The sequence below is a fragment of the Cryomorpha ignava genome (genome assembly GCF_010686655.1).
Taxonomy (GTDB): domain Bacteria; phylum Bacteroidota; class Bacteroidia; order Flavobacteriales_D; family Cryomorphaceae; genus Cryomorpha; species Cryomorpha ignava.
Genome location: NZ_JAAGVY010000141.1, coordinates 1 through 740, shown reverse-complemented (window position 1 = coordinate 740; position 740 = coordinate 1). Strand labels below are relative to the sequence as shown.

Genomic DNA, 740 nt, shown 5'->3' with positions numbered 1-740 from the left:
CGAGTTGATAATTAATTACTAAAACAGAAGCTGAGATTTGAAGAATTCGCTCCAATTCACGTATCATATCTACGGTCAATCTTTTTTTTCGGTTAAGGATTTCTGATACTCGGCTTTTCCCTCCGATTATACCAACCAAATCTTTTTGACGCATATTTAACTCCTCCATTCGGATTTTTATGGCTTCGATTGGGTCGGGTGCTTCGATAGGGTAGTGCTCATTTTCATAATTCTCAATCAGCAATGAAAGTACTTCCGCTTCATCACCTTCTTTTGTGTCAATTGGCGCATCGAAAATCACTTCCAAACGCTCAAGTGCATTTCGGTAATCTTTATCTGACTTAATAGGCTTAACGTTCATAGTTTTGTTTTTAAATGGTCTCCGCATTTATTTTGTCATATTCGGCGTGTGTGCCAATAAAACGAATAAATGCCCATTGCTTTTCATAATTGAACTTTACAACTAGTCGGTATGAATTTCCTTTAATGTTGAAAACTACTCGGCTATTTTTTAAAATACTTGCGTTAATGTAGGTCTGTTTTACATCGTTTGGTGAAGACCATTTGGAACTTTTTACTGTGTCGTACCAAGTTTTCAAATATTGTTCCGAATCAGCATGTTTTGCCCAATATTCGCGAAGCGTACTTTTTGCAATTATCCTTTTCATTCACTCTATTGTTAAGCAAATATACGAAAAGTTCTCGAATAATGAACAATTGCGCTTTTTATAAAGGGTAAC

At 35.7% G+C, this 740-nt stretch carries 2 protein-coding genes; both read right to left on the bottom strand.

Annotated features, from left to right (window positions below):
* Nucleotides 1-361: helix-turn-helix domain-containing protein (locus G3O08_RS20785; RefSeq protein WP_163287362.1), on the bottom strand; the 361-nt coding region annotated here is incomplete at its 3' end.
* 10 nt (nucleotides 362-371) lie between these two features.
* On the bottom strand, nucleotides 372-668 hold the full coding sequence (locus tag G3O08_RS20780; protein WP_163287361.1) for a type II toxin-antitoxin system HigB family toxin: 297 nt from the start codon (nucleotides 666-668) through the stop codon (nucleotides 372-374).
* Between the last annotated feature and the right edge of the window lie 72 nt (nucleotides 669-740).